This is a genomic window from Planktothrix tepida PCC 9214 (assembly GCF_900009145.1).
Taxonomy (GTDB): domain Bacteria; phylum Cyanobacteriota; class Cyanobacteriia; order Cyanobacteriales; family Microcoleaceae; genus Planktothrix; species Planktothrix tepida.
The window spans coordinates 307970-333916 of sequence record NZ_LN889782.1 but is presented as its reverse complement, the minus strand read 5'-3'; the positions used below and the strand labels follow the sequence as shown (position 1 = coordinate 333916).

General features: G+C 40.3%; 18 protein-coding genes. 13 read left to right on the top strand and 5 right to left on the bottom strand.

Annotated elements, in window-relative coordinates:
• Positions 1 to 7: 7 nt before the first annotated feature.
• The 3 genes from PL9214_RS04400 (at position 8) to ltrA (ending at position 5034) form a co-directional block, all read left to right on the top strand.
• The gene (locus PL9214_RS04400; RefSeq protein ID WP_083579879.1) at positions 8 to 1825 is read left to right on the top strand and encodes an acetate and sugar kinases/Hsc70/actin family protein; all 1818 of its coding nucleotides are present in this window, start codon (positions 8 to 10) and stop codon (positions 1823 to 1825) included.
• A gap of 123 nt (positions 1826 to 1948) precedes the next feature.
• On the top strand, positions 1949 to 2512 hold the full coding sequence (gene pgsA / locus PL9214_RS04395; RefSeq protein ID WP_072717633.1) for a CDP-diacylglycerol--glycerol-3-phosphate 3-phosphatidyltransferase: 564 nt from the start codon (positions 1949 to 1951) through the stop codon (positions 2510 to 2512).
• A 785-nt stretch (positions 2513 to 3297) separates the two neighbouring features.
• Positions 3298 to 5034: a group II intron reverse transcriptase/maturase gene (gene ltrA / locus PL9214_RS04390; protein ID WP_072717632.1), complete on the top strand. Its 1737-nt coding sequence runs from the start codon at positions 3298 to 3300 to the stop codon at positions 5032 to 5034.
• A 210-nt stretch (positions 5035 to 5244) separates the two neighbouring features.
• On the opposite strand, the gene PL9214_RS04385 is transcribed toward ltrA, so the two are convergent.
• Together PL9214_RS04385 and ppsA are read right to left on the bottom strand one after the other, a co-directional pair.
• Complete coding sequence (locus tag PL9214_RS04385; protein WP_072717631.1) at positions 5245 to 5547, bottom strand: (2Fe-2S) ferredoxin domain-containing protein; 303 nt, start codon at positions 5545 to 5547, stop codon at positions 5245 to 5247.
• A 251-nt stretch (positions 5548 to 5798) separates the two neighbouring features.
• Positions 5799 to 8228 (bottom strand): phosphoenolpyruvate synthase, encoded by a 2430-nt coding sequence (gene ppsA, locus PL9214_RS04380; RefSeq protein WP_072717630.1) that lies wholly within the window; start codon positions 8226 to 8228, stop codon positions 5799 to 5801.
• 374 nt (positions 8229 to 8602) lie between these two features.
• On the opposite strand from ppsA, the gene PL9214_RS04375 reads away from it, so the two are divergent.
• From PL9214_RS04375 to PL9214_RS04365, 3 genes are all read left to right on the top strand, one after another.
• Entirely contained in the window at positions 8603 to 8995 is a 393-nt protein-coding gene (locus PL9214_RS04375; RefSeq protein WP_072717629.1) for a winged helix-turn-helix transcriptional regulator, read from the top strand.
• Positions 8996 to 9334: 339 nt separating this feature from the next.
• A complete protein-coding gene (locus PL9214_RS04370) occupies positions 9335 to 11143 on the top strand; it encodes a sensor domain-containing diguanylate cyclase (protein WP_222425205.1) in 1809 nt (602 codons plus the stop codon).
• A 255-nt stretch (positions 11144 to 11398) separates the two neighbouring features.
• On the top strand, positions 11399 to 12688 hold the full coding sequence (locus PL9214_RS04365; protein WP_072717628.1) for a Glu/Leu/Phe/Val family dehydrogenase: 1290 nt from the start codon (positions 11399 to 11401) through the stop codon (positions 12686 to 12688).
• A 436-nt stretch (positions 12689 to 13124) separates the two neighbouring features.
• Here PL9214_RS04365 and PL9214_RS04360 read toward each other — a convergent pair whose 3' ends face one another.
• From PL9214_RS04360 to PL9214_RS04350, 3 genes are all read right to left on the bottom strand, one after another.
• Positions 13125 to 13817, bottom strand: coding sequence for a GUN4 domain-containing protein (locus PL9214_RS04360; protein WP_083579878.1), 693 nt, complete (start codon positions 13815 to 13817; stop codon positions 13125 to 13127).
• 3 nt (positions 13818 to 13820) lie between these two features.
• A complete protein-coding gene (locus PL9214_RS04355) occupies positions 13821 to 14300 on the bottom strand; it encodes a hypothetical protein (RefSeq protein WP_072717627.1) in 480 nt (159 codons plus the stop codon).
• 209 nt (positions 14301 to 14509) lie between these two features.
• Positions 14510 to 16012, bottom strand: a complete 1503-nt coding sequence (locus PL9214_RS04350; RefSeq protein WP_072717626.1) for an arylsulfatase — start codon at positions 16010 to 16012, stop codon at positions 14510 to 14512.
• Positions 16013 to 16455: 443 nt separating this feature from the next.
• Between PL9214_RS04350 and PL9214_RS04340 the strand changes: the two genes are divergently transcribed.
• The 7 genes from PL9214_RS04340 to PL9214_RS04310 all read left to right on the top strand — a co-directional run bounded on the left by PL9214_RS04340 (position 16456) and on the right by PL9214_RS04310 (position 25947).
• Positions 16456 to 17070 (top strand): alpha/beta hydrolase, encoded by a 615-nt coding sequence (locus PL9214_RS04340; protein WP_072717625.1) that lies wholly within the window; start codon positions 16456 to 16458, stop codon positions 17068 to 17070.
• A 97-nt stretch (positions 17071 to 17167) separates the two neighbouring features.
• Positions 17168 to 17383 (top strand): protein IsiD, encoded by a 216-nt coding sequence (gene isiD, locus PL9214_RS04335; protein ID WP_072717624.1) that lies wholly within the window; start codon positions 17168 to 17170, stop codon positions 17381 to 17383.
• A 38-nt stretch (positions 17384 to 17421) separates the two neighbouring features.
• Positions 17422 to 18678 (top strand): bifunctional phosphopantothenoylcysteine decarboxylase/phosphopantothenate--cysteine ligase CoaBC, encoded by a 1257-nt coding sequence (gene coaBC, locus PL9214_RS04330; RefSeq protein ID WP_072717623.1) that lies wholly within the window; start codon positions 17422 to 17424, stop codon positions 18676 to 18678.
• Positions 18679 to 18684: 6 nt separating this feature from the next.
• Positions 18685 to 19761, top strand: coding sequence for a hybrid sensor histidine kinase/response regulator (locus PL9214_RS04325; protein ID WP_072717622.1), 1077 nt, complete (start codon positions 18685 to 18687; stop codon positions 19759 to 19761).
• Positions 19762 to 19894: 133 nt separating this feature from the next.
• On the top strand, positions 19895 to 23068 hold the full coding sequence (locus PL9214_RS04320) for a GAF domain-containing protein (RefSeq protein WP_072717621.1): 3174 nt from the start codon (positions 19895 to 19897) through the stop codon (positions 23066 to 23068).
• 156 nt (positions 23069 to 23224) lie between these two features.
• Positions 23225 to 25477 (top strand): bifunctional diguanylate cyclase/phosphodiesterase, encoded by a 2253-nt coding sequence (locus tag PL9214_RS04315; protein WP_072717620.1) that lies wholly within the window; start codon positions 23225 to 23227, stop codon positions 25475 to 25477.
• A 47-nt stretch (positions 25478 to 25524) separates the two neighbouring features.
• A complete protein-coding gene (locus PL9214_RS04310) occupies positions 25525 to 25947 on the top strand; it encodes a QcrA and Rieske domain-containing protein (protein WP_072717619.1) in 423 nt (140 codons plus the stop codon).

The window sequence follows — 25947 nt, the reverse complement described above, 5'->3', positions numbered from 1 at the left end:
ATGATTAATGATGATGGTTCAGGATTCAGGTATTGAGACGGATATTTCTGCTTTAGAATTGTTGAGACAACAGACTCAATGGTATTTAGGGATTGATTTGGGAACAACCGGATTATCTGCGGCTTTGTTTCATCGGGACACCCGTAAAGTTTATCCCATTTATTGGCAAGCGGAACAGACGGAACTCTCGGAGGTTGAGGATCTTCCTTTCACGTTTCGGCTTCCATGTCAAGTCTATTATGTAAATTCCCAGGAGGAAGCGACACCTAGCCACTTGCAACATTTTAAACCCTTATTAAATTTGGGAATTCCCTATTATCGAGGTGATGATTCCTCTGGATTAAGGGCATTTCCCATGATTCAATGGTCACAACAACAGTCTATTTTTTTGGGAGGATTTCAGGAAGCGTGGACGGCATTATTGTCTACATTAAATCCTAGTCGGGTTTTACAGGGTCGGGGAACTTCGCGATTAATAGAACGAAACCGGGTAAATTGTCCCACTATCGCGTTACCGAATATTTATCGCCTTGGTGCTGTGGGACTTGATGGCGAGGAATTTCAACAAGCGTTAATGGCTTTAGGGGGGATAATTTTAGGTTGCCCAGTTGCAGCCACAGAAGCTTATCGGTTTAATCTTCGAGAAGCAGTATTAGCCGCAGGACTGGTAAAACGTCCTGAACAAATTTTTATTATTGAAGATGCGATCGCCACCTTATTATATCAATTTCATCTCAATTCTCCTGATCCAAACAGCACAATTTTAATGCTGAATATTGGAGCTACAACTACTGAAATGGCGGTGGCAACCCTACCTCAAGATTTAACCGAGTTTTCAGCTTCCCAGGTCGTTTGTCATCAGATTACCTATGGTGGAGATGCGTTTAATCAGGATATTATCACTCAACTTTTACTGCATCCAAAAGGTTCACCGTTCCAAACTTTTGATATTCCTGATTTCGTTTCCCCCCAACCGGGACATCCTGATTTGACCAAACGTTATCGTTTACAACAGATTTTACAGAGTTCTGAAGCGGGATTAAAATTATTAGAAGTTGCCGAACTTCTAAAATTTAAGCTTCAGCAAACCGATCATTATACCTTGAAATTAAATAACTATTCTTTGGAGGTTTCTCAACAGGATTTAGAACAAAAGATTTTTATGCCTTTTGTACAACAGTTAAATCGAGAACTCAATCATCTGTTTAGTCAAAAAGGGATCTCTCCTGTTGGCATTAATCAAGCAATTTGTACGGGGGGAAATAGCACTTGGCCGACCTTTAGCCGTTGGTTACGCCAAAAATTACCGAATGCGTTGATTACTCAAGATAGCCCCCGGAACCCAGAGAATTCTGATAATAATTATTCCCATTGTAGTCGATTAGCTTGGGGTTTAGCGGTTTTACCCCTTTATTTTAAAGTTTTGGATGTATCCCGACATCAATACAGTGATTATTTTATTTTAGCTGAACTTTTACGAGTATTTCAAGAACAACCGTTATCTTTGTCAGAAGTCAATCAACTCTTAGAAAACCGAGGAATCAATACTCGTTCCTGTCAAGATCGGATTGTAGCAATTTTAAATGGAACATTACCCCCAGGTTTAATCCCTTCAACCTCTGAGGCTTTTTGGTTAACTCTGGAATCTCAAACTAACCCCGATTATCAAGGACTACTGGAAGGAGCATTATTTTATCAAGATGTGGATCACCATTATTTTGTAAGTTTAGATCGCGCTGATATTACTCGGCAATATTTAAGCCAGTTAAGCCAAAATTCTCATCAAACTTGGGAAGAACCTCAATCAATTATCAGTTATCATTAATTACAGATCAGTGTAAGGGCTAGAAGTTAAGAGTCAATCAACTTTAAACTTTTTTACTGATAACTATAACTGAGTACGGCCGGGGTTACCCCGCCCCTACAACTGATAACTGATAACTGATTTATGAATTTACCCACTTGGATTACTGTTTCCCGTTTATTGGGAGTCCCCTTTTTATTATATGGTTTACATGATCCAACCGTTACAAACCGTTGGATTTGTTTGGGAATTTTTATGATTGTTGCGAGTACAGATTGGTTGGATGGATATTTAGCTCGAAAACTGAATCAAGTGACAGATTTAGGAAAATTTCTTGATCCTTTAGTGGATAAATTATTGGTTTTTGCGCCTTTATTAGCCTTTATTGAATTAGGAAAAATCCCAGCTTGGGGAGTCTTTTTAATGTTAGCACGGGAACTGACAATTGCTGGATGGCGGGTAAATCAAGCTCAAATTTCTGGGGCAAATATTTGGGGTAAATTAAAAACAGTCAGTCAAATTTTAGCGATCGCTTTTCTCATTGCACCATTACCGCATATTTGGCAACTTCCCACTTTAATTTTATTCTGGGTTTCTGTGGGATTAACTTTAATTTCAGGTTTAATTTATTTAATTCCTCAATCTTCCATCCAAACAGATATAGCGCTACGCGCAAGGGAACAGGGAACAGGGAACAGGGAACAGTAAGAATTGAAAGGGTTTCAGGGTTTAAAAATGTCAAACACCGTAATGCGTAGCGCTATACTATAGATGAGTTTGCGAGACGTTCCTGTCAAAGTCTAGGAATAAACCCAGAAACGTAAGCAGGGAGATAGGTGTAGATAATTGGTAAATGGACATCAAACCCAACAATAAATCCAATCAAGCCTGTCTTAACTTTGAAAATGTGACCTTAAAGGAAGGTCAACCCCGGAGTCAACGGTACGGATTACCGAACCCTAAACAGGTAGAGTAACCCATGCCAAAGGGGTAAGGCAATTCCCACAGTGTCAGACTGATTATCAAAACACTGAAGCTGGGAATAACGGGAAATCGGATATAAGTCAATATCTAAGGTAATTCTCTAGCCAATTGCCCAAGAATAACGAAAGTGAACATCTGGCTTGAACTGTCGCAAATAGTAAGTAGCGAAATTGACTTGATTACGCTGCGTTCAAAAGAACAAGGGGAAAGGTAGAGATTTCTCATTTCATCTACAAAGGTAAGGTCTTTCTTATGACACTTACTAAGACTCCCAAAAGTACCCCGGCAGACAGGATGATTCTAAAGGCAATAAACCCATTTTCAAGGAACGTTAAAACCCCTCATATACTCCTACAGTGGTCGAATACTGTTAGGTAGCTACAAATCTAAAGCGTATGTTATGAGGGCCAGAGATGGAGTCAGAAGCTAAAGCCTAGATGTAATATTTAGGATACGCTGATAGATTCCGGTTTAGTTGTTAGGTAAGGTTTCAATTAGCAGTAAAAACGGTGAAAACGAGTATAACCAAGACTACGGAAGCATGGAATTCTATCAATTGGGCGAAAGTCCAACGGGTAGTATTTAAGCTGCAAAAGAGAATTTACCAAGCATCATTATCGGGACAAAATGCGAAAGCTCGAAAGCTCCAAAAACTTCTAGTTAAGTCATATTACGCCAAACTCTTAGCAATCAGAAGGGTTACTCAAGATAATCAGGGCAAGAAAACAGCCGGGGTTGATGGCATTAAATCCATCACACCCAAGCAACGACTAGAACTTGCTCAAAACCTGAGTAAATACCAAAAGGCGAAACCACTCCGAAGAAAATGGATACCCAAACCTAACGGAGAAAAACGTCCTTTAGGAATCCCAACTCTACAAGATAGAGTCAGGCAAGCCTTGGTTAAATTGGCATTAGAACCTCAATGGGAAGCCAGATTCGAGGGTGAAAGTTACGGGTTTAGACCCGGACGCTCTGCCCATGACGCGATGTCACGAATCTTCCAAAGCATCAGCAAAGGTGAATATTACATCCTAGATGCTGACATCTCAAAGTGTTTTGACCAGATTAATCATGATTACCTACTGTCCAAAATTGATTGTCCATCAACAATAAAAGCCCAAATCAGACAATGGTTGAAAGCTGGAGTTATGGACAACGGCATATTTGAAGCAACAGAGGCTGGCACACCACAAGGAGGAGTCATTAGTCCTTTACTTGCTAACATCGCACTGGATGGAATGATTAAACTTGTAGAACATATATTCCCTAAAAAGAATGGACGCTCTCAAGCAACAGTCATCAGATATGCCGATGATTTCGTGGTCATCAGTCCACAATTAGAAATCATACAACAGTGCCAAATTGCCATAGAAAAATGGTTAAAACCTATAGGATTAGAGCTTAAACCCTCAAAAACCCGAATCTGCCACACACTAAGAGAAACTGAAGTAAATGGAGAAGTGGTTAAACCAGGATTCGACTTTCTAGGCTGGAACTTCCGACAACATCCAGCTGGTAAACACCATTCTGGAAAAACCGGAGGAAGTAATTCCAAATTATTAGGATTCAAAACCCTAATAAAACCTAGTAAGAAAGCAATTAAAGCTCATGCGAATAAGGTAAAGGAAGTGATTAAAACCCACAAAACTGCGCCCCAATACGCATTAATCAAAAACCTAAACCCGGTCGTAAGAGGATGGTGTAACTACCATTCCAAAGTTGTTTCCAAAGAAACATTCTCCTCTTTAGACTTTATTATATGGCAAAGATTAAGAGCATGGACAGTCAGGAGATGTGGTAAAGCAAGTTACGAAAAACTTAGGAAATATTACAAAAGAAACGGTAATAAAGCATGGAGTTTTGAAACCAAAGATGGTTTTAAATTATTAACCCATGCAGAAACACCTATTACCCGTCATGTAACTGTAAGACCTGAAGCATCACCTTATGACGGAAACTGGACCTACTGGAGTACAAGAAAAGGAACATCTTTCGATGTACCTAAACGAGTATCAACTTTGCTCAAAAAGCAAAAAGGTAAATGTAACTTCTGTGGACAATACTTCACTACAGAAGACATTGCAGAAATCGACCATATTCTTCCCACAATTTTAGGCGGGAAAAACGAATATAAGAACCTGCAACTATTACATCGCCATTGTCATGATATTAAAACGGCAACTGATGGGTCACACGACTCAAAAGAAACCGGATGCTCTGATGATAACAGTCAACTAAACTAGGAGCCGTGTGCGGTAAAAGTCGCAAGCACGGTTTTGAATGGGAGGTGAGGGTTGTAAAGCTCTCATCGACCCCTAATGATATTCTATTAAAATTTACGATTAGAACAGTAGATTAATATTAAAACCAAATTAATCTTCGGGGCGAGGTTACCTCACGCCTACACTGGGATTTGTATCCATTTTTTATGATTAATAAATCGCAACAACAGGTTAAGAATATAGATATCGCGGATGAATGCGGGGGTTAAGTTTATCTTGGACAGGTTCACCGTGTTTGAGGTGTTGTTCAACAATAAGGGGAACTTCTTCCGGTTTAACGCGATAATACCAAATTTCATCGGGAGTGACTCGCACCGTCGGGCCAATATTACATTGACCTTGACAACCACTCGCTTCTATAGTTACTCCCGAAATCTTAAGATTTTGAAAAGCCTCCAGAACTGCAACCGAACCCTGTCGCTGACAAGACTGATGTTGACAAATTAACACACAACGAAGAGGTTGAGTTTCCATAAAGGGTTCTGAGTTACAAGGGTTGACGCTGTTGATATTTAATACAAATTTAAGATTAAGGATTGACCCTTTCTATAATTTAACTAAAAAAATAGAAACCGGGTTTTTGAGTGAATTGGGTTTTTTTACCTTAATCTTTGTAGAAAAACCCGGTTTCTGGGAGGTAATGACAAACCCTGAGAGAAGACTGCTTTAGGATGAATTCACTAAAGCAGTCGTTAACTTACACCACTTTTCAATTTTTTCATTCCCTAGCGGGATTCTTCCATCTCAGCAATATCCAAAGTTGTCCTCAACACCGAATCTGGATTTAAACTAATGGAATCTATTCCTAATTCCACTAAGAAACGTGCAAATTCAGGATAATCACTCGGAGCTTGACCACAAATTCCAATCTTACGATTGTAAGCTTTAACCGTTGCGATCGCCATTTCAATCATCCGTTTTACCGCTTCATCTCGTTCGTCAAAAATAGGAGCCACTAACGCGGAATCTCGGTCTAATCCTAACATTAATTGAGTTAAATCATTTGATCCAATGGAGAAGCCATCAAACACTTGACAAAACTCATCCGCCATTAAAACATTACTGGGTAATTCACACATCACATAGACTTGTAAACCATTTTCCCCGCGAACTAACCCATGTTTTGCCATTTCTGCTAACACTTTTTGTCCTTCTTCCGGTGTCCGACAAAAGGGAATCATCGGGATAACATTGGCTAATCCCATTTCAGTTCTCACCCGTTTTAAAGCTTGACATTCTAACGCAAATGCTTCTCGATATTTCGGATCATAATATCGGGATGCACCCCGCCAACCGATCATCGGATTTTCTTCCTGCGGTTCAAATTGTTGACCCCCCAACAAATTCGCGTATTCATTACTTTTAAAATCACTCATCCGCACGATCACAGGATTCGGATAAAATGCCGCTGCAATCATACTGATTCCATGAGCTAGTTTATCAACAAAGAAATCCGGTTTATGACCATAATGTTCCGTTAATTGGGCGATTTGTTGTTTAACCGTTTCATCTTGTAATTGATCAAAATAAATTAACGCTAAGGGGTGAGTTTGGATGTGATTCGCAATAATAAATTCTAATCGAGCTAACCCGACACCATCATTGGGAATAGCAGACAATTTAAACGCTTCTTCCGGGTTTCCCACATTCATCATCATTTTAGTTTGGGTTTTAGGAAGATGGTCTAATACGGTTTCTTGAACAATAAATGGAACTAACCCTTGATAAACTTTTCCGGCTTCTCCTTCGGCACAGGAAACTGTAATTTTATCTCCAGTATTTAACACTTCCGTTGCATTTACACAACCCACAATGGCGGGAATTCCTAACTCCCGTGCAATAATCGCCGCATGACAAGTTCTGCCTCCAGAGTTGGTAATAATGGCACTGGCTTTCTTCATAATGGGTTCCCAGTCGGGGTCAGTTTTATGGGTGACTAATACATCTCCCGCTTGAAACTGTTCCATCTGTTTAACACTGGTCATGACACGAGCTTTTCCTGACCCAATTTTATCGCCTACAGCCCGACCCGTGACTAATACTCGACCTTTGCCTTGTAATTTATAATGTTGTAAAACCCGTCCGGTTTTTTGAGATTGTACCGTTTCTGGACGAGCTTGGACAATAAATAACTCTCCATTTAAGCCATCTTTTGCCCATTCAATATCCATCGGTGAATAGCATTGTCGGACTTGGGAATAGTGATCTTCTATCATCACTGTCCATTGGGCTAATTTTAGAATTTCTTCGTCAGAAAGAGCAAATTTTTTCTGTTCAGAAATCGGGACTTCTATATTTTTAGTTTTTTGTCCCAGTTCATACACCATTTTAACCGCTTTTGTGCCTAAGCGTTTTTCTAAAATCGGTTTAAATCCTTCCCGTAATGTGGGTTTAAACACCAGATATTCATCGGGGTTTACTGCACCTTGAACAACGTTTTCTCCTAACCCGTAAGCTGCTGTAATTAAGGCAGCATTTTTAAATCCAGTTTCGGTATCAATGGAGAACATTACCCCGGATGTCGCTAAGTCGGAACGTACCATTTTTTGAATACCAACGGAGAGGGCAATATTAAAATGATCAAACCCTTTTAAGGTACGATAGGAAATAGCGCGATCGGTAAAAATAGAGGCAAAACAATAGCGAGTTGCATCTAAGACGGCTTTGGCTCCTTTAATATTTAAGTAGGTTTCTTGTTGACCTGCAAAACTGGCATCGGGTAAGTCTTCAGCCGTGGCGGAGGAACGCACGGCGACATCGGTATTTTGACCATAGCGATCGCAAAGTTTTTGATAAGCGGCTACAATTTCGCCTTCTAATTTGGGTGGAAATAGAGTATTTAAAATCAGCGATCGCGCTTGTTGACCGCGAAGACGAAGATTTTTAATATCTTCTACATCTAAACCCGCAAATAATTGTTTGAGTTGTTGTTCTAAATTGGCATAGGTAATGAAATACCAATAAGCATAAGCAGTAATAGCAAACCCTTGAGGAACGTTAATTCCTTTAGGTTGTAACTGTTGAATCATCTCTCCTAGGGAGGCATTTTTTCCGCCAACTAAACCAACATCCTCAATTCCGACTTGATCAAACCAGAGAATTAAGGCTTGTTCTTTATATTGAGATAAGGGTTTAAAGGGTAAGGTTTTTAACATGGTTTAAATAACTCCAAATCAAACTAACTACCTAATCCTTAGATAGTGATTATGTACTTTTATTGCAAAATAAGTCTGTTGAGAGAAAAGGCTATTTCTATCTACCTTCAGACAGATTTAGTGTTTTCTCTAAAATCGTAAATGGTTGATCCCTAATGTTTAAGCGTCGAGTTCAATTTAGTTTAAATTGGATTGAGTTTAGGTGGCTGAGTGAATACTCGACGTTTAATTAATCCTACTTTTATCTTATTGCGTCTGTTGGAAATCGACATCCCTCTTGGTAAAATAGTCTTAGTTACCTAATGGAAAGAATGGCGACAGATCGGCTTCTGAGAGATATTTTAAAAAACATTAAGTTTTTTTAGGAGGCGCGAATGAAAGTTAAGGAATGTTACAAAACCCCAGAAGTGTGGAATAGTAACCAATGCCTAGACATGATGTGTCCGATTGAGTTTATTCTGGAATTAATCGGAACAAAATGGTCAATCTCTATCCTACGAGAGTTGTTTCGCGGAAACCAACGCACCCATGAACTGTTAGAGGCGTTACCCGGTATTAGTACCAAAACCCTAACGGTTCGGTTGCGGGAGTTGGAAAAACATGGGTTAATCCACCGCACCGTTTATGCTGAAATTCCCCCCCGTGTAGAATATTCTCTGACGGAGAAGGGATTAGAACTTCAACCTGTTTTAGTAGCTTTAAAGCAAGTCGGAGAACAATGGTTAAAAGACAGTCATTGTGTTTGTCCATTGGAACTTACGCTCTAAAGAGAGTTTAGGGGAAATAAACCCTGATTCACAGAGTCCCAATTCCTGTGCATAACCCGCGCTGAAATGGATTTGAGAACTAACATCGAACGCCCTTTTTAGAGGATTGTTGATATTAGATCAGGCTTGAAATCCTAGACAGGATGCGGGTTTCGGTTTTTTGACTTCAGGACAACTGACCCCATAAGGACTAAACTTTCCCCGGTCTGTATACTCTCAATAGAATTCCTTGAGTTTTACAATGGAAATGTGATCAAAAAATCATCAGATAGGGTGTAAGCTTCTGCGGTATATTGAAGACTTAAAAGAATCGAAATTCTTGAACAGAATGCTTTGCTAATGTTGTATAAAAAAAAATTATTTGGCTTGGCGACAATCCTGCGTCCCTTCCTGAATTGGAGTTATCGGTTATTGGGATTACCAAGCCTGGATGAGTTAGAAGCTAAACTCCAAGTAGAAACCATTAAGAATGAGCAGATGAAGCAACAGCAGAATGCTCTTTATCGAGTGCTTAGTAAAATTCGAGCTTCTTTAGATATCGATTATGTTTTTCGCACTACAACTAAAGAAACTTGTAAACTCTTAGGAGCAGAACGAGTTGCTGTTTATCGTTTCCATGAAGATTGGGGCGGAGAATTTGTCAGTGACTTTGAATTTGCTGAATCCGGTTGGATTGATGAAGAAAAGTTAGGCAAAAATACCGTTTGGATTGATAGTTATCTTCAGGAGAACCAGGGGGGGCGATATCGGGAAAATCAAACTTTAGTGGTTGCTGATGTTCTTGAAGCTGGATTATCTCAATGTCATGTTGATGTTTTACTCCAGTTTGGAATTCGAGCCTATGCAACGGCTCCGATTTTTACCCAACACAAACTTTGGGGGGTTTTGGCTGCGTATCAACATTCTAAACCTCGTGAATGGCACGATTCAGAAGTGGAATTTTTAGCTCAAGTTGCAACTCACTTAGGATTTGCAGTTCAGCAAGCTGAATTATTAGCTCAGACGCAACAAAAAGCCAAAGATTTAGAAAAAACCAGTGAACAACAACAAATTCTATTAAGCGTCATTTCAACCATTCGGGAATCTTTAGATTTAGATATTTTATTTAAAACCACTGCTAGAGAAGTTCTCAAAGCCCTGAATGCTGACCGGGTAGGAGTCTTCCGCTTTAATCCTGAATCCAATTATTGCTTAGGTCAATTTGTTTCTGAAAGCGTTTTACCGGTCTATGATTCTGCATTAGCCCATCCAATTTATGATCGATGTTTTGGAGAAAAATATGCGATGGATTATCAAAAAGGTCGAATGCAAGTTTTAAATAATATTTATGAAGCAAATCTGAAAGATTGCCATCTTCAATTATTAGAACAATTTCAAATTAAAGCTCAAATTGTCGCCCCCTTAATGAATGGTCAAATCCTTTGGGGGTTACTGTGTATTCATGAATGCGATCGCTACCGTGAATGGACAAACAATGAACTTCAATTTGTAGAACAATTAGCAGCCCAGTTTAGTATTGCCCTTAGCCACTCGGATTTATTAGCCCAAACTCGTTCCCAAGCCGAGAAATTAAGCCAAACCCTGCAAGATCTGAAAACCGCCAATTTAAAATTAGAAAAACTGGCTCGTAGAGATGGATTAACTGGGATTGCTAATCGTCGTTATTTTGATATCATTTTTCATCGAAATTGGAAAGCTGCTCAAGAGAAGAATCACTATTTAACGTTAATTTTATTTGATGTTGATTATTTTAAACTTTTTAACGATTTCTATGGGCATCCCATCGGAGATCAATGCTTAATTAATATTGCCCGATCGGTTCAAAAAATCCTACGCTCGACGGATCTTTTAGCCCGGTATGGCGGAGAAGAATTTGCGATTATTTTACCGAATACGAATCCTGAACAAGCTAATCGTGTCGCCGACAAAATTCAATCTACAGTTAGAAACTTAATGATTCCCCATGCCAATACTCTTAACGGGAAATCTATTGTTACTATCAGTTTAGGCATCGCCAGTCAAATTCCCAACTCCCATCAACTTCCCCAAGACTTAATCACCGAAGCCGATCAAGCTCTCTACAGTGCCAAAAAACAAGGACGAGATCAATGGGTTTCCTGGGTGCAACCCTTAACAGTCATCAGTTAACAGTTATCAGTCATCAGTAGAGACGTGCCATGGCGCGTCTCTACCAGTCATCAGTTATCAGTTGTCAGTCAACCGTCATCAGCTATTCCCTGTTCGTAATTCGTAATTCGTAATTCGTAATTCCCCATTCCCTCCAATATCACTCATAAACGTAAAATTCTGTAACAATTATTACAAATTTAACCTTTTCTTCGGGATCACAGGTTAGGCTACAGATAGAAGACAAATTCAGCGATTACTGATGGAGGTCTGCAAATGGTATCCTCTCCTGTCAGAATGAATCCGGCACCGACTCCGGCTTATATTTGCCCCTATGATCGGACTTGTAGCTATTTGGGACAAGCGGCGGTTGAATTAAATCTTGATGACAATATCCTGGTGGTGTTACAACAACCCCGCAAAGTTGTGACTGTTTCCATTCCCGTCAAACTCGATAATGGCAAAGTCGAGGTGTTAGCAGGACATCGAGTCCAACACTGTGATGTCCTTGGCCCCTATAAAGGCGGTTTACGCTATCATCCCTCCGTGAACTTGGGAGAACTCTCCGCCTTAGCCATGTTAATGACGTGGAAATGTGCCTTAATGGGCATTCCCTATGGGGGTGCTAAAGGTGGCATTGGTTTTGATCCGCATCAATATAGTTTAAGTGAGTTGGAACGGATCACTCGTCGTTATGCCAGTGAACTGATCAAAGATATTGGGCCAGAAACCGATATTCCAGCACCCGACGTGGGAACCTCTTCGCGTGAAATGGCCTGGATCATGGATACTTATTCGATGAATATGGGGCGGGCGGTGCTAGGGGTTGTGACCGGGAAACCGTTATCTGTGGGGGGTTCAAAAGGACGAGATATGGCAACCGGACGGGGTGTGATGATTACCGTGCGGGAAGCCTTAGCAGAAATGGGCAAAACCCTTGAAGGCGTAGCAATTGTGATTCAAGGCTTCGGGAAAGTTGGCGCGGCGGCGGCTCAACTCTTTTATGAAGCAGGCGCGACGGTCTTAGCAGTTTCCAATGTATCTGGCGGGATCTATTCGGAAAATGGCTTAGATATTCCAGCCCTGCAAGCCTACGCTGCCCACAACAATCATAGTATAGCGGGATTTCCCGATAGTGAACCCATTACAAATGCTGAATTATTAACATTAGCTTGTGATGTGTTGGTTCCAGCGGCAATGGAAGATCAAATTACCGAAGACAATGCTAATCAAATTCAAGCGAAAATGATTGCTGAAGCGGCTAACGCACCGATTACATTATTAGCCGATCAAATGTTAGAAGCACGAGGAATTATCGTTTTACCCGATATTTTAGCGAACGCTGGTGGCGTGGTTGTGAGTTATTTGGAATGGGTGCAAGGTCAATCCTTTGTCTTCTGGGATGAAGAACGGGTGAATCATGAAATGGAAAATCTAATGGTTCAAGCTTATTCTCGTGTGAGTGAACGAGCCAAATTACGGGGCGTTTCCATGCGATTAGCAGCCTATACTTTAGGCGTGGGTCGTGTTGCTCAAGCGTTAATGGATCGGGGTTTATATCCGTAAGCAACTAATATTCCATCCTTAAATCGGTGCTAGAGATTATTACCCTAAACCCTTGTAGAGACGCGCCATGGCACGTCTCTACAGGGGACTATTAGACAATTTTTGTTGTCTAAAAAAATGATTTTTGTTTCTGTGAATATTCCCCAAATTTTAGCAACAATTGTCGGATGATTGGGAACCTACGAAGAATGAAATTCGAGATGTTGCTGAAAAGTTTGTCTTAGCCAATTGCTATGACCCGAAAGTGGCTATGCAATTTTTTAATGACTCTTGAAGATTGAACAAAGCAATGGGTTAACCTGGCTGCTAGTTCATCACTGGAAACCCTTGCTTTCTCGATATGCCCCGTGCTAGGTATTGAGTTAGGAAAAAGCCGATGTTTGTGTAAAAAAAGACTCAAAAATAAGCTTGACAAAAAGCCTGGAGTTCTTATATCCTACAGGTTACAAGTCTCTGCGCGAGAGAAGAGATTACCAAAATCCAAAAACCCCCCCTCTACCGGGCAAAACGGGAGGTAGCCACTCCGGGCTTCCACTGGATCAAAAGTTAGGTCTTTATAACTCAACCACTCTCCTTTCTCGCGCCAACCCACGCGATCGCAAAACTTTTTCCAGACCTCCTCATTATACTCTCTTGTACCTCCCAGACTTTGGTAAATTTCCTTCTGAACACTGAAACCAAACTTACCGTTACTGTAATGCAGCCAAAGTTGGTTAATGGTGCGTAAATCCTCACAGGGAAAGTTATCAATATCTTCTACTCGCAGCCATCCTTCTTTCTGCCTTCCCGCAGCGAGATACATTACTCGTGCCGTTTCCTCGTCTGCTTCTCTCCACTTTCCTGATGCTAAAAGGTCACGCAGTTGAGAGTAGTCAACACCCTTTTCACTTTTAAGTTCAATTTTTACGATTTGGGGAATATTTGGTGAGTTTAACTGTTGCTTTTGTTGCTCCTGCTCTAAATCAGAGATTGTAGTTTTTAATCTTTGAATCGCTGTATCGCATTCTTCAATACATTTCCTTAACTCAAACTTCTTTTCTGCACTAGCAGTATAGGACAATTCATACTCAAAATGAGCCAGCTTATCTTGCCAATTTCTAAGCGCTTGCTTTAACCTCTCCTCAGACATTTCCTATCTCCGTACTTTAGCTTTAATTGACTTCCAAACTTTGTACATCATTGCCTCGGTATCCATCTCTAATTCATAAGATGCAAGGAGTGGAATTAAAGGCAGTGCGACTTTTAACTTGGCAGATGCTGCTTTATCTCCTTCGTCTAACTTAGTGCGGATGTCTTGTAATAGGCTCATGAGTTCTGGAGGATACTCAGCCTGCGGGATACGTTCAATGGCTTCAACAGCCTGCTCTACTCTTACTAACTGGGTTGTCGCTTCTTCATCAGAAATCAGAATGGCTTCTTGGGGGTAAAGCTCCCAATATTCAGCTTCATAACGTCGGATACTGGGCGAAATCTCACGCTTAATTCGCTGTCTGAGTTCAAATTTTGTAGGAGCGTGTGCAGTGATAATTAACTCCTGCTCAAACTCTCCCAATTTTTCATAGAGAATTTCCAGGTTTCTTTCTAAATCTTGTAACCGTTGGCGATCGCTCATTTTTTTTATTAATAAAGTTATTTCTTAACTAAATCTCTCAGTTCCTTTATTTGCCGTTCTAACTCAGCCATCCGTTGGGTTAACGGTACACTATCAACACAACCATCGAACTCACGTTGAATTAACAAGTTTAGTTAGATTGGGGTAAGTTTTTTAGAGCAGGGAAAGGTACTTATTAAAAATAATAAATCACCTTCCCTTCAAGTTAATTAACGACTCGCAATACCAGAGGTAATTTTCTCCATCACCTGATCAACAGTAAAACTGGCTGCTTTTTGACGTGGGGGAAACTCTTGGAAGGTGGCGATAAATTTGGCAACGACTGGCTGGGCTGCCAATACTAAAGGAATGTGATCAAACATCCAATCCCAATAGGTATTTGAAGTAATATCGGCACGCTCATAGGGATCGGTGCGGAGATTGAACAGTTTCGGAACTCGCAACACGACAAAGGGTTCGGCCCAGATTTGGCAAGTGCCTTTTACCCGTTGTTCCATGAAAACCGTCTTCCAGTGGTCAAAGCGCAATGCCATCAGGTCGCCATCATCACTAAAGTAAAAGTATTCGACTCGTGGGCTTTTTTCCACCTCGCCTTTGAGATAAGGCACTAGGTTATAGCCATCCAGATGCACCTTGAAGGTTTTATCACCCACCTGATAGCCTGTGAGCAGTTTTTCTTTAATATTTGGATCACCTGCGATCGCCAAAAAAGTTGGCAACCAGTCCAGATGACTCACAATTTCATTCGAGACACTACCGGGCTTAATCACACCGGGCCAGCGTACCAACTTAGGGACACGGAAGGCTCCTTCCCAGTTCGTATTTTTTTCACTCCGAAACGGTGTCATTCCCGCATCAGGCCAGGAGTTCATGTGGGGGCCATTATCGGTGCTATACATCACAAATGTATTATCGGTAATCCCAAGGGCATCCAGGTAATTGAGCAATTCCCCAACGCACTTGTCGTGGTCAATCATAACGTCGTGGTATTCTGACTGCCAGCGTCCAGACTGACCTAAACTCTCAGGCTTGGCATGGGTACGGAAGTGCATATGGGTCGTATTAAACCAGAGGAAGAAGGGAATACCTGCCTTTACCTGACGGTCAATAAAATCCTTGGCTTTGGCCAGGACTTCATCATCAATGGTTTCCATCCGCTTTTTCGTCAGAGCGCCAGTATCGACAATGGTTTGGGTTCCATCGGGGTTGGCTTTACAGTCAAGTACCCCTCGTGGGCCAAAATTTTTCTTGAAGTTGGGAAAGTCTGCGGCGGAAGGATAGTCTCGTAGTTCGGGTTCTTCTTCTGCGTTGAGGTGATACAGATTCCCGAAAAACTCATCGAAGCCGTGGTTGGTGGGTAGCATTTCGTCTTTGTCCCCCAGGTGGTTTTTGCCAAATTGTCCGGTGGCGTAACCCAAGGGTTTCAGGAGTTCGGCAATAGTCGGATCTTCAGAACGCATCCCCAGGTCGGCTCCCGGCATCCCGACTTTGCTTAAACCTGTACGAAAAACACATTGACCTGTAATGAATGCCGAGCGTCCTGCGGTACAACTCTGCTCGGCGTAGGAGTCAGTAAATAGCATCCCCTCTTTGGCAATGCGATCGATATTCGGGGTTTTATAGCCCATCAAACCGTGACTATAACAACTGAGGTTAGATTGACCAATATCATCCCCCCAAATAACGACAATGTTCGGTTTTTTATCCGTCATTTTTAATGTCTCCTAAAAGTAAAAAAAGAGATAAATACCTAATTTTTCCAGGGATTGTATGATTATCGTAGGATTTGAGAAATCATGTTATAAGAAATTTGCAATCTTAATATATTTCACCAATACACAGATCTCATCAAATGTAAGCCATTTAATGATGGGTGTACTGAGGCTAATTTGCGCTTATTCCAAATCGAGTAGGGAACACCTAGAATAGCTCCCAAAATTACATTGGCCATTAAGGTTGGAATCACCTGCTGTTGTACATGATTGAAAATAGCAATAAATAACGCTAAACCAACATTACGAGCAATTCAAGAAATTCCTAGAATTGACCGTTTATCCTCTGATTTGTCCAATTTCTGTTTAATTTGATCTTAGACTGAGTTTTCAGTCTCTCATGTTATTTTATAAACCATGAATGTTAAAAATCCCTTGCAATTATGGCTTTAAAGTTTATCTCCATTCCACCGGAAACCAGAAAACCGCCTCATGGGTTAATCGTGATCCTGCACGGTTGGGGTGCTAATGCCGAAGATCTGACTTCTCTAGCTCCAATGCTGCGTTTGCCTGAATATCAATTTATTTTTCCCCAAGCCCCCTTTCCCCATCCCCAAGCTCCCCTAGGACGAGCGTGGTATGCTTTGGAAACTCCTGAATATAAGGGATTGACCGAAACTCAAAACCAAGTCAAGGAATGGCTAGAATCCTTAGAAGCAAGTACCGGGGTTCCCCTATCCAAAACAATATTAGGCGGATTTTCCCAAGGGGGAGCAATGGCTTTGGATATGGGGCGTTATTTTCCCTTAGCGGGTTTAATTAGTTTAAGTGGTTATTTACATTTTTCCCCCGAACCGTTAGATCATCCTTTATCTCCGGTGTTGATCGTTCATGGAAAACAAGATCCGGTTGTTCCAGTAGAAGCCGCCCAGCAAGCGCGGAATGTCTTTCAACAGTTAGGTGCTCAGGTTGAATATCAAGAATTTAATATGGGTCACGAAATTCGGCCAGAGGTTTTAGGGTTAATAAGAAGTTTTGTAATGAATTGTATGCCATAATTCCCCAAATGCCCTTAGTATAGAAATGGGGAAATCAATTGATGACTACCCTGCTTATCAGGCTCAAAACAAATGCAATTCACGGGAGGTGTAACTCATGGAAACCTTGACTCGATCCTCACCTCAACAAATTTCGCTTCTCACGGCTGATGATGTGGCACAATTAGCCGCACGTCTGGAACGAGATGATTATAATAATCCCTTTGAAGGACTCAATGATTGGCATTTGTTACGAGCAATTGCGTTTCAACGTCCAGAGCTAGTGGAACCTTATGTTTACTTGCTCGATCTTGAAGCCTATGATGAAGCGTAACGATTCAATCAATCTCTAGGTTTCAATTGGATTAATAGATGAGAATAATTTCGCCTTCCACCTTGGAAAAACGGATTCTAATTGGAATCAGTGGAGGTATTGCAGCTTATAAAGTCTGTGAAATTGTTTCAACCTTAGCCAAAGCTGGGGCTGATGTTCGGGTGATTTTGACCGACTCAGCCCAAAAATTTATTACTCCCTTAACCTTTGCAACCCTCTCTCGTCAATCGGCTTATACGGATCAAGACTTTTGGCAATCGACTCACGGACGTCCATTACATATTCAGTTAGGGGAATGGGCGGATGTTTTTTTGATTGCACCACTGACGGCAAATACCTTAGCGAAATTAGCCACCGGATGTGCAGATAATTTACTGACCAATACAGTTTTAGCGTCTAGCTGTCCTGTGTTACTCGCCCCGGCGATGAATCGACAAATGTGGAAGCAAGTGTCCGTACAACGCAATTGGCAAACTTTATTACTTGATCCTCGGTTTCAGGGAATTACCCCGACGGTTGGAATTCTCGCCTGTGATCTTCCCGCTACAAAAACAGGCTATTCTTTGATTGAAGGTGCCGGACGGATGGCTGAACCTAAACAGATTTTAGCTCATCTCGATTCGTTATTGCATACCCAAGGCAAACGGGATTTAGACGGAAAACGAGTATTAATTAGTGCCGGAGGCACGAGGGAACATCTTGATCCGGTCAGATTTATTGGGAATCCGTCAACGGGTAAAATGGGGTTAGCCTTAGCGCAAGCTGCCATTCATCGGGGTGCGTCGGTAACGTTAGTTCATGGCCCCATGAGTACGGAATTATTGGCGGCTTTGCCAGAAGTGGAGTTAGTTTCCGTGATCAGTAGCGAGGAAATGTACGAGGAAATGATACAACGATTTCCTCAAGCCGATCTAACGGTGATGGCGGCGGCGGTCGGAGATGTGAAACCGGCTATTTACAGTGAGGATAAATTACCGAAGCATCTTTTACCCACAGAACTGCCATTAAAGCCTATTGTTGATATTGTAGCAGAATTAGGCAAAATGAAACAACCCCACCAACAATTAGTCGGGTTTGCAGCACAAACCGGGGAAATTTTGAAGCCTGCTCAAGATAAATTACACCAAAAAAATTTAGATGCTATTGTTGCAAATCCGATTGATTTACCCGATGCTGGATTTGGAAAAGAAACCAATCAAGCTATATTTTTAAGTCGTCAGGGACGTAAATTAGAAATTGCGGCTTGTAGTAAGTTGCAATTAGCCCATCAATTATTTGATTTTATAATAAAGTAATCACAAATGAATCAGCCTGCTATTTTAGTTGTTGATGATGAGCCTCGTAATTTTGATGTGATTGAATCGCTTTTAATCAGTCAGAATTATGAGTTACACTATGCTTCCAGTGGACAAGAAGCTCTCGAATCCCTAGAAATAATACCACTCGATCTAATTTTATTAGATGTAATGATGCCAGAAATGGATGGAATTGAAGTTTGTTCTCGGATTAAAGCCAATCCTCAATGGCAGTCAATTCCGATTATTATGGTGACAGCATTAACGGCAAAAGAAGACCTAGCTCGATGTCTGAATACAGGTGCTGATGACTTCCTCAGCAAACCCATTAATAGTCTGGAACTTCGTGCTAGAGTTCATTCAATGCTACGGATTAAGCAACAATACGACAATCTGCAAATATTACTTAAATTGCGAGAAGATATGGTTAATATGTTAGTTCATGATCTCAGAAATCCCCTAAGCGGTATCTTATTAGGATTGGAGATGTTGATTCATCCCAAGTTTTCACAACAAGAAGAACGAAAAAATAAAATAGTTAATATCAGATCATCAGTAGAAAAGTTAGTAGACTTAATTAATGATTTATTGCTGATGGCGAGAATAGAATCGGGTAAAATTGCGCTCAATATAACCCAAGTTGATCTAGGATATATGCTTGGGACATTAGTTAAAGATTTTGAATTGAACGCATCTAAAAAAAATATTGCTATCATCACCCAGTTACCGGATGTTGATATTACTATCAACATAGATAAAGCGATGTTTCAGCGAGTTTTAGATAATTTACTATCTAATGCCCTTAAGTTCTCTCCAGAAGAAAGTAAGATTATAGTAAGTGCCGAATATCTCCTCGATGGCGGAGTAAAAATTAAGATTGCTGATGAGGGAAAAGGTGTAACTGATGATTTAAAACAACGTATTTTCGAGAAATATGAAATTGGGACGCTGATACCGGGGATTTCTCAAATCGGATTAGGATTAGCTTTTTGTAAAATGATTGTTGAAGCTCATGGTGGCACAATTACTGTTGATAATAATCAACCTCAAGGATCAATTTTTGAAATTACATTAAATAGGTAATAGGGAACAGGGAACAGGGAACAGGGAGGAAAAAAGTTAACCGTCTAGGTATCAGTCTATATCTTAACTGCCTTGGCGGTTGCTATAATTAACACAATTTTAACCAGATTAACCAGAGAGAATAACCCAATCAATGAATTATCTAGGAGTTCGCTTTAATATTACTGCCCTAAAATTAGCAGAAAAAACTCTTGAACAACAACTACAAGTATTTGATGCTGCGATTGATGGTATTGCTATTATCAAAGCAGATAACTATATCTATGTAAACCCGTCTCATCTCAACCTATTTGGTTACGAAAAAACTGAAGACCTAATTGGTAAATCTTGGAGGCTTTTGTATTCTCAACAACAGATAGAAAGATTTGAGAAAGAGATCTTTCCCCGATTAAGATCCGATCGCTTTTGGCAAGGAGAAATGATTGCCAATCGTCAAGATGGCTCTACCTTTGATCAAGAATTATCTCTCACCATCACCGATGAGGGGCTATGGATTTGTGTTTGCCATGATCTTAGCGATCACCCGGAAATTGAGACTGAATTAGCCAAGAGTGAAGCTCTATTTCGAGGGTTAGTCGAAGGATCAAGCGATTTAATTTGGTCTTGTGATCTTGATGGTAAATTTATCTATCTTTCACCCCAATTTGAGACATTTTTTGGCTGGGAAGCTAGTGAATGGATTGGTAAATCGTTTCTGGATCTCGTACATCCTGATGATCGGGAAATAATGGATAAAGATTATCCCCAAAAAAGGAACCATCTTGAGTTCCGACATCTGCACCGAGATGGTCATTATCTGTGGGTAAAAGTCAATGCTACAGCGATTAAAAATAAACAAGGGAAAATCGTTGGTACTCAGGGAATTTTATCGGATATTAGCAAGCGCAAAGCATCTGAACAAGTCCTAAATCAACAAGTACAACGAGAAAAACTGCTACGAAAAATTACCCAACGAATTCGTCAATCTCTAGACCTTCAAAGCATTTTCCAAACCGCTTGTCAGGAAATCCGCTCACTGATTGAGGCAGATCGAGTCAGTATTTTTAAGTTTTATCCCGAATCTAACTTTGATGATGGCGAAATGGTCGCTGAATCAGTTGTAGCAGCATTTCCTTCGGTCATGGCAATTCCCATCCATGATCACTGCTTTGGCGAAAAGTATTCCCACCTTTATGCCAATGGAAAATATCAGGCTGTGGGTGATATTTATAATAGTGGGATGTCACTCTGTCACATTGAGGTCTTAGCTCAATTTCAGATTCGTGCCAACCTAATTATCCCTTTGCTCTGTGGTAATGATTTGTGGGGCTTGCTTTGCATTCATCAATGTGCAACAATTCGCCACTGGCAGCAGTCTGAGATTGAATATATCCAGCAAATTGCTAACCAATTAGCGATCGCCATTCAACAAGCCAGTTTATATCAGCAACTCCAGTGTGAACTATTGGTGAGACAGGAAGTTGAAAGGCTGATTGCCCAGCAACTCCGGCGACAACAAGTATTAGCCAACATTAACCAACAAATTCGAGAATCTCTGGATATTAATCAGATCTTGGAAAAAGTGACTGAGCAGGTCAAAAACATCCTGGATTGTGATCGTGTCATCGTGTTTCAGCTTTTTGCCGACGGTAGCAGTCAAATTGTTGAAGAATTGGTATCTGATCAATTCGTTACCCTTAAAAATTTCCAATTGCAAAATGAAGTATGGTCTCAAGAAATCCTTGATTACTATTGGCAAGGACTGCCTCGGATTGTCCCCGATGTAATGAATGATATCTGGACAGATTGCCTGATAGAATATAACATCATAGGTCAAATCCAGTCCAAAATTGTCGCGCCTATTTTGCAAGAAGTAATTAACAACGACAAGCATCGTTGGATTGATGCTAAAAATATTAGCAAACTCTGGGGGATTTTAGTGGTTTATGCTTGCCAAGAAAAACGAGTATGGCAAAAGTCTGAAGCCCAACTTCTGCAACAAATTGCTAACCAATTAGCGATCGCTATTCAACAAGTCAGTTTATTTGATCAGTTGCAACAAGAACTCAATGAAAGAAAAATAAGCCAGCAAAAACTGATTGAAAGTAATCAAGAATTGGCAATATCTAATGAACAACTTGCCCGTGCCACCCGCCTCAAAGATGAATTTCTAGCTAATATGAGCCATGAATTGCGTACTCCCCTGAATGCTATTTTAGGGATGTCCGAAGCCTTAACAGAAGAAATTTTTGGCTCCCTCAACGAGAAACAACAACAGGCAATAGAAACCATTGCCAGCAGTGGCACTCATCTGCTCTCATTAATTAATGATATTCTTGATGTCGCTAAAATTGAATCAGGAAAAATTGAACTAGAATCTGCCCCAACATCCATTAACGAGTTATGCCAATCAAGTTTGGTATTCATTCAACAACAGGCAATACAAAAACGCCTTCAGATTCAAACGGAAATTCCCCCTGATCTCCCCGATTTGTTTGTAGATGAAAGACGCATTCGCCAAGTCTTAATTAACCTCCTCAATAATGCCGTTAAATTCACTCCCAAAGGGGGTAGAGTATCCTTAACAGTTCAAGTTGAATCTTCAACGGAAACTGCTTTCGGTCGTCCCTCTATTTGTTTTGCTGTGCGCGATAATGGGATTGGGATTACTCCTGAAAATCAGGATAAACTTTTTAAACCTTTTGTGCAAATTGATAGTGCTTTAAATCGTCAATATGCGGGTACAGGTTTAGGACTTGTGCTGGTGAAACGAATTGTGGAAATGCACGGTGGTCAACTAGAAGTTAAGAGTACAGTTGGTGTCGGTAGTTGTTTTAGCTTCCGTTTACCTTATAAACAGTTGCCGTCCCCAATTCCTAAATCTTCTAGTCCCCAATCATCAAATTTAGATGGGGGCCAAAATCCCACAACTCAAGTCTTAGAAACATCACCTGTGATTCTCTTGGCAGAAGATCATGAAGCTAATGTTATTACGATTTCTCGTTATCTGAAGGCAAAAGGATACCAAGTTATCTTAGCAAAAAATGGTCAAGAAGCGATTAATCTAGTTAAATCTCAGAGTCCAGATTTAATTTTAATGGATATTCAGATGCCAATTATGAATGGTTTAGAAGCAATTAAACAGATTCGTGAGGATAGCGATCACCGATTAGCAACCCTTCCCATTATTGCTCTCACTGCCTTAGCAACGACAAAAGATCAAGAAAAATGCTTAGAAGCAGGTGCTAATGACTATCTGGCTAAACCTGTTAAACTGAGTCAACTCACAAGTACAATTCAAGAAATATTAGCCAAAGAGAAAAACTAATCAATTTCCCCTCTGTAGCAATCCTATTTGATTTGTATCCCCAATTTCTGCTCCAAAGGAAACTGGTTAACTGGTAACAGGGGTAATACTTCTAGCTGTTTCATATCGATTTTAAATGATTACAACCTATTAAGGAAAATATAGGAGGGTATCGGATTGAAAAACGAAACAGAAGCAGAAGTGCAACAACAGAAGTTAGATTTTCAGGTTGTTAACCGAGCGTTGGCGGTATTAAGTGCTTGTACTCAAGCCGTCATTCGCGCTACTGATGAAATCACTCTCCTACAAACCCTTTGTCAGTTAATTACCCAAGAAGCAGCCTATCGCATGGCTTGGGTGGCTTACGTTTGCCATGATGAGGCTAAAAGTGTCAAAGCGATGGCTTGGGCGGGCTATGAAGCCGATTACTTAGAAAATGTTAATATTACCTGGGCGGATACCGAGAGAGGTAGGGGCCCCACAGGACGGGTGATTCGTTCTGGACATCCGGTAGCTTGTCAAAATATGCTGAATGACCCCAATTTTGCCCCCTGGCGCGAAGCCGCACAACAACGAGGCTATCAGTCATCTTTAGTGCTTCCTCTATTTAATAATAATGGTGAAGTATTTGGTACTTTAAATATTTACTCAGCCGAAGCTTATGCTTTTAACCCCAAAGAAGTAGAATTATTAACACAATTGACTGATAGCCTGAGTTTTGGAATTGTCGCCTTACGCGCCGAACAAGCCCTTCGAGAAAGTGAGCAACGCTATCGCTTATTAGCAGAAAATATTAACGATTTAGTCTGTCTTCATGATCAGGATCGTCGTTATCTCTACCTGAGTCCTTCTTGCGAATCTTTACTAGGCTATGGTTATAATGAATTAATCGGAAAAGATCCCTATATTTTATTCCATCCTGATGACCGCGATCGCATTGTTGAAGAATTTCGCGCTGTAATTTTAGGTAAAAATGATATTTCTATAACCTATCGTATTCGTCAGAAATCGGGTAATTATATTTGGTTAGAAACGTTAACGAAACCGATTTTAAATGAAGCGGGTAAGGTCGTTCAAATCCAAACCACTTCTAGGGATGTCACAGAACGAATTTTAGTTCAAGAGCGTTTCAAATATGAAGCACTACACGATGCCCTAACAGGTTTACCCAATCGTAATCTATTGATGGAACGACTCAAATTAGGCATTAACCGCATCCGCAATTTTGAAGGTTATCGTTTTGCGGTTTTATTTCTTGATCTCGACCGATTTAAAGTAATTAATGATAGTTTGGGACATTTAGTAGGGGATCAGTTATTGATTGCTACAGCCCATAAGCTTCAGTCAATTGTGCGATCAATCGATCTTGTAGCTAGAATCGGCGGTGATGAGTTTGTAATTCTGTTAGATGAAATCAAAGATATTCAAGAAGCAATTCGAGTAACGGAGCGTATTTTTAAAACATTAACTTCACCCTTAATCATCGAAGAGAGAGAAATTTATGTTAGCACAAGTATTGGGATTGTGTTGGGTACAAAAGACTATATTCGAGATTCAGATCTGCTACGCGATGCCGATATTGCCATGTATCGTGCTAAAAATCAAGGGAAAGCCCGATATGAAATTTTTGATCGAGAAATGCACGCGGTTGCCATCAAACGACTCCATTTAGAAAATGACCTTCGTAGAGCGATTGAACAACAACAATTTTTAGTCTATTATCAGCCAATTATTAATCTTTCTAATCATCGTTTAATTGGATTTGAAGCATTAGTACGCTGGCAACATCCAACTCGCGGTTTTATTTCACCCATAGAATTTATACCCTTAGCTGAAGAAACTGGTTTAATTATCATGATTGATAGTTGGGTATTATTTACAGCTTGTCAACAACTAGCAACCTGGAAGATAAAATTTCCTCATTACCTACCCCTGAAAATGAGTATTAACCTTTCTGCTCAGGATTTTCGCAAAATTAATTTAATCGAAGAAATTGATCATATTTTAATGGAAACGGGTTTAGAGGGTCAGGAACTCACTTTAGAGATTACAGAAAGTATGCTCATTGAAAATATCAATAAAACTATTGATTTATTAACAGAAATTAAGTTGCGAAATCTTGAAATTAGTATTGATGATTTTGGCACAGGATATTCGTCTCTTAATTATCTTCATCGTTTTCCTGTAGATTATTTAAAAATTGATTCTTCTTTTGTCAGTCAGATGCAGGAAGAAAACCGTAATTATCAAGTTGTAAGTACCATTATTGATTTAGGTCATCATCTCGGTTTAGCTATTGTCGCTGAAGGGATTGAGACAGGACAACAAATGCGATGGTTACGAGAATTAGGTTGCAAATTTGGTCAAGGTTATTTATTCGCTCAACCTTTATCTGCTCAAGAAATTGAAATCAAATTTTTACATAAATAAAAATTTTGTTATAATAAATAATCGTCAGGCTAGTTCGTTGAAACTATATGAACCGTAGAACTTTTTTAGCTTGGGTTGGTGTCGGAAGTTTAGCCAGTTTTTTTCCTTTGGTTTTAGCTATCTGTTCTAAGCCAACAACTGCTGCTAATCCCTCCACTCGTCCTGATGGTTTTATCCCGGTAGGAACCCTGCAAGAACTAAATGAAAAAGGCTCTATTTTTAATTCTAAAATTCCCGCTTTAATCATTCATAATCAGAAAAACTCACAAGATATTTTTGCCGTTAATCCCACTTGTCCCCATGCAGGTTGTGTTGTGAAATGGAAAGGAAATAAAGAAGAATTTCTATGTCCTTGTCACGGTTCTCAATTTACAGCAAACGGTCAACTGATGAAAGGCCCTGCTCATCAAGGATTAAAACCTTATATTGCTAAAGTAGAAGGAAATCTAATTTTAGTCAAACCGAGTTAA